Below are 4,421 nucleotides of genomic sequence, written 5' to 3'. Positions count from 1 at the left end.
CTTTAAAATGAAGTCTAAGCAACAAGGAGAGAAAGAAACAACCATGAGTCCATTCCATGACTCTATTGTTCTGGAAAACCTTGCAATAGTCAAGCTATAAAATTGTTAACACTTGGGATTGAAAATCCCCATAAACTTATTTTACGAGGAGTAGAATGATGAAAAAAATACAAGATATGAAATATGTCTTATTAGCACTTGGGTTAATTTGTGTTGAACAAGCACCCACATTTTTTCTGAAACCCAAACAACCCCTGTGGCAAGCAGGACTTCTGATCTTTCTTTTTTTACTTATTAGTTTTGGAACAGTAAAACTTGGTAAACATTTGAATATTATCAGCTCGCAAGCTGTCTTAAGACAGTGGCGAAGCTGGAAAATCGCCATTATAGGGCTTCTAATTTTGTTCTCGGTACAAATAGTAGGCGGTATTGTTCTAACCATTGAAAATGGTGGTAATTCTACAGCTAACCAATCGGCTTTGGAGGAACTTTCCACAAATCCTCTATTATTATTTACTATAATCGGTATTGTAGCCCCAATTGTAGAAGAAATCGTTTTTCGCGGATTGCTTCTAAATAAAACTTTTCACTTCTCTTATGTCGGTATCATTGTAAGCAGCTTCTTATTTGGTCTTTTGCATTTTCCGACAAATATTGGCAGTTGGATTATTTACGGCGGTATGGGCTTAATATTAGGATTGGTTTACAAACGCACCAGAAAAATAGAACACGCTTTTATGATTCATTTTCTAAACAACCTTATCGGTATAATACCTCTTCTCTTATAACCAAATCTAAGCGATGCTACAATAAAAATACTGTCAGACCAGATTTGAAGACCAAGATTAAAAAATTTTTAACTCAAGCGAGAATAAGATTTGTTCTCGTTTTTTAGTATTCAAAGCAAGAAAGATAGATTGTTATTTCTTATGCAGATCAAGCTTAGCGCAAATCTTATAATTTATTGAGTTCAGTCAAAAAGAGTATAAGTGTTTTATCTTTATTTATGCTGACCAGTTCTTGGTTCTAAACAAAAAAGACAAGGCGAAACACCTTGTCTTAATGTTAATTATAAGTTTATGGGTAAATATAGTATACAGATCCACCCCATGTTGAAGCAGTAGGATCAAAGCTTCCACGGTAGTTACCGATACTTGAATTACCAGCATAGTTAGATTCCATAACTTGGATAGAATTTGTTCCTGATGCTGAAACAACTACAGCAACGTGACCATAGCCGCCACCATCATTCGGCCATACAGCAACTGCACCAGCAACTGGTGTTGTACCAACTGAGAAGCCGGCTGCCTGTGCACTGGAAATCCATTGGTTAGCATTGCCCCAATAGTTACCTACCCAGCTTGCCAAAGATTTAGCTCCCCAAGTACATTGTCCAACAGGATATGTATTAGCTGAAGATGCATTTGCAGCAGCTGTAGCAGCATTTGAGCTTGATGTCGCGCTTTCAGCAGGTTGTGCTTGTTCTTCTGCAGGAGCTGCTTCAGCAGCAGGTGCTTCAGATTGAGGAGCTGCAGCTTCTTCTGATTGAACAGCTTCTGTTTCTGATACTGTTTCTGCAGGTGCCTCAACAGCTTCAGCTGTTTCAGTAGTTTCTGATTCAGCAACTACAGTTTCACTAACTGTTTCTGAGGTTACTTCTGATGAAGCAAGTGATTCTGTAGAATCAGTTGTTTCTGTCACTGTGTCAGTAGTAGCAGTAGCATTTTCGATTGCTTGCTGTGCAGCAGCAACAGATTCTGCTTGCGCTTGGGCTTCAGCAGCAGCTTGTGCTTCAGCGGCAGCTTGTGCAGCAGCAGCCTCAGCAGCAGCTTGTTCAGCAGCAACTTTTTCTGCTTCAAGAGAAGCTTTTTCGCCTTCAGCTGTTGCCAATTGAGAAGCCAAATCTAACTGAGCAGCTTCTAATTGAGCTTGCTGAGTAGCTAAAGAAGCAGAGTTCTCTTCGATAACAGCCTTGTTGGCTGCAACAGTATTAATAGCTTCTTGATTTTCAATTTGCTTAGCTTCTAATTCTGCTTTATCCGCTTCTTGCTGTTCTACCATCTTTTCATTTGCAGAAACTACTTCACGGATAGCAACCACACGATTGATTGCATCTGAAATAGATTTTGAATTAAGAACAGTATTAATATAGCTTGTCACGCTGTTACCTTTTTGTGCACTGCGTGCTTGCTTTCTTAATGCTTCATTGCGAGCAACAATTTTACTTGAAAGTGTTTGAATTTCTTCGTTTAAAGTTTGTGATTGTGCCTCAAGCTCAGCATTTTGCGCTTCTAATTCAGCCTGCTGACTTTGAAGTGTGCTGACCTCTGTCTGAAGGGCACTGACTTTACTTTGCGTTTCTGCTTGTTCAGCTGTAAGATTGCTGATGACGGCATCCTGTGCTGCTATCTGTGAATCATAGTCTTCAGCATTTACTTGGGTAGCAGCTGTCCCTAAAGTTACACCGCTGACAAGAACTGCAGATAAAATTCTTTTCTTCATATTTAAATAACTACTCCTTTTTGATAAGACTTTATTATTGTACCAAAAAAACAGACGGTTTATATTACGCGATTGTTACAATTATGTTTAAATTTTAATTTAATCTAAAAACAATTTTCGCAAGGGTTTTTGACATACAAAAAAGACAAGAATATTAAATACCAAAGTCGGAGCAAGGTTATAAGTAATGAAAAATGACAAAGAGACATCTGTAAAACCATACAAAAAGGAAAGAAAATAGCTTAAAATATTAAAAAAGAAAATAAAAATCAGATAAATTACTAAATTGCTGAAAAACCCAGTCATCTGTCTGCTGTCCAACTTGCCTATGAAAAAAGTGAGAAATGGCAAAACAAGTGTGACAACACCAATATGATTAAGATAATAAAAATCAAACAGCAGTCCGATAACGGTTGACTCAAAAAAAATAAATGCTGAACTGTTATTATGACAAGTAAAGAGCAGAGCAGCCAGAAAAAGCTGGCTGGATATAATAACATAATAGTTAAAGAGTGAATTAAGCAAATAGGAAAATTGGCCGTCTACCAGTAATAATATAAAAATCAAGAAGACTAAACAATATTTATTTTTTACCCAAGATATCATTTTTCACCTACAACAGTTACATATGCTATATCAGAAAAGTCTGCTGCTGGAATAATATAAAGTTTTCTGTTTAAGCTGTCTTTAGCGTCCTCAACTTCACCGACAGTTCCAACTGATATGTTAGCTGTCGTTTTACCATCTAATCCACTAGTAGCAACTTGACTGCCTGTATCAATTTTTTCCGAAGAATTTAACTCGGAGACTAAGAATAAATTTTCCTCAGAGTCATAGGACATGAGTATGCCATAGACATTGCCGCTTGAAGTTGAAATTTTTACAGGAATGTCTAGGTTTGAGCCGCTGGAAAATAGATTAATACTTGCTGTTGTCTGACTTGTACTGGCCACTTTCCCGATGAGGCCGTTTTCAGCAGCAACCAGCATGCCGTTTTCCACACCGGATTTTTTCCCAGCATTTATAGTCAGAGAATCATACCAGGAAACTGGGCTGCGGACAATTACTTGAGCTGAAACAGATGCTGACGGAAGATCATTCGCATTCTCTAATACTTTCTTTAATTCAGCGTTTTCTTCTGTCAAATCATCAACAAGCTTTTGCTGATCTGTCAGCTCGTCTATCCGTTTTTTTAAAGCTTCATTTTCAGAATAAGTGTCCAGTAGGGAAGAAATATTTTCACCCAAAGCATTAACATACCGAAAAGGTATAGCAATAACATAATCAACCCTTGAAACCACTGAATTGACAGGCTTAGCAATTGCAGAAATAACCGAAGAATTCCTCAAAATAAAGAAAAGAAATGTAAAAAAAATAAGCACACTAACTACACAAAAAAGAATAAATCGAGACAACCGCAACTTTTTCATTCTAACCCTCAAACAATCCCTTACCAAGCTCAAAAAATAAATAAAACGAGATATCATAAAGATAATCTCGTTTAAAACAGTACGGAGAATAAGGGATTCGAACCCTTGCGCCGGTTACCCGACCTAACGATTTAGCAAACCGTCCTCTTCAGCCTCTTGAGTAATTCTCCATCTACAACTATATAATGGGCACGAGTGGACTTGAACCACCGACCTCACGCTTATCAGGCGTGCGCTCTAACCAGCTGAGCTACGCGCCCAAGAAAAACTTGGGGACCAAAATCATAAAAAGCGGGTGACGAGAATCGAACTCGCGACAACAGCTTGGAAGGCTGTAGTTTTACCACTAAACTACACCCGCATAATCATGGCGCGGGACGGAATCGAACCGCCGACACATGGAGCTTCAATCCATTGCTCTACCAACTGAGCTACCGAGCCAAAAAGAATACCCAATTGCGGGAGCAGGATTTGAACCTGCGACCTTCG

4 protein-coding genes and 4 tRNA genes are annotated in these 4,421 nt (G+C 38.4%); 1 reads left to right on the top strand and 7 read right to left on the bottom strand.

Annotation, left to right across the window (positions count from 1 at the left end; genetic code table 11):
• The first annotated feature begins 155 nt into the window (after window positions 1-155).
• Window positions 156-788, top strand: a complete 633-nt coding sequence (locus AB3329_RS11565; RefSeq protein ID WP_368396307.1) for a CPBP family intramembrane glutamic endopeptidase — start codon at window positions 156-158, stop codon at window positions 786-788.
• A gap of 289 nt (window positions 789-1,077) precedes the next feature.
• Here AB3329_RS11565 and AB3329_RS11560 read toward each other — a convergent pair whose 3' ends face one another.
• The 7 genes from AB3329_RS11560 to AB3329_RS11530 form a co-directional block, all read right to left on the bottom strand.
• Complete coding sequence (locus tag AB3329_RS11560; protein ID WP_368396306.1) at window positions 1,078-2,502, bottom strand: PcsB-like coiled-coil domain-containing protein; 1,425 nt, start codon at window positions 2,500-2,502, stop codon at window positions 1,078-1,080.
• A 99-nt stretch (window positions 2,503-2,601) separates the two neighbouring features.
• Window positions 2,602-3,108, bottom strand: a complete 507-nt coding sequence (mreD, locus tag AB3329_RS11555; protein ID WP_368396305.1) for a rod shape-determining protein MreD — start codon at window positions 3,106-3,108, stop codon at window positions 2,602-2,604.
• Window positions 3,105-3,932: a rod shape-determining protein MreC gene (mreC, locus tag AB3329_RS11550; RefSeq protein ID WP_368396303.1), complete on the bottom strand. Its 828-nt coding sequence runs from the start codon at window positions 3,930-3,932 to the stop codon at window positions 3,105-3,107. The genes mreD and mreC overlap by 4 nt, the downstream gene beginning before the upstream one ends.
• Before the next feature lie 82 nt (window positions 3,933-4,014).
• Window positions 4,015-4,102 (bottom strand) — tRNA-Ser (locus AB3329_RS11545).
• Between the two features lie 16 nt (window positions 4,103-4,118).
• A tRNA-Ile gene (locus tag AB3329_RS11540) sits at window positions 4,119-4,192 on the bottom strand.
• A gap of 30 nt (window positions 4,193-4,222) precedes the next feature.
• Window positions 4,223-4,293 (bottom strand) — tRNA-Gly (locus AB3329_RS11535).
• Window positions 4,294-4,300: 7 nt separating this feature from the next.
• Window positions 4,301-4,373: transfer RNA gene (locus tag AB3329_RS11530), tRNA-Phe, on the bottom strand.
• Window positions 4,374-4,421 lie beyond the last annotated feature (48 nt).

It is taken from the genome of Streptococcus huangxiaojuni (assembly GCF_040930515.1).
In the GTDB taxonomy this organism is placed as follows: Bacteria; Bacillota; Bacilli; order Lactobacillales; family Streptococcaceae; genus Streptococcus; species Streptococcus huangxiaojuni.
The sequence above is the reverse complement of the archived record's forward strand: the minus strand, read 5'-3'. Positions and strand labels throughout refer to the sequence as shown.

What these genes read in the sequence shown, in the direction of transcription:
- AB3329_RS11565 (WP_368396307.1), top strand. Translation starts at nt 156, where the DNA reads ATGATGAAAAAAATACAAGATATGAAATATGTCTTATTAGCACTTGGG.
- AB3329_RS11560 (WP_368396306.1), bottom strand. Translation starts at nt 2,502, where the DNA reads ATGAAGAAAAGAATTTTATCTGCAGTTCTTGTCAGCGGTGTAACTTTA.
- mreD (WP_368396305.1), bottom strand. Translation starts at nt 3,108, where the DNA reads ATGATATCTTGGGTAAAAAATAAATATTGTTTAGTCTTCTTGATTTTT.
- mreC (WP_368396303.1), bottom strand. Translation starts at nt 3,932, where the DNA reads ATGAAAAAGTTGCGGTTGTCTCGATTTATTCTTTTTTGTGTAGTTAGT.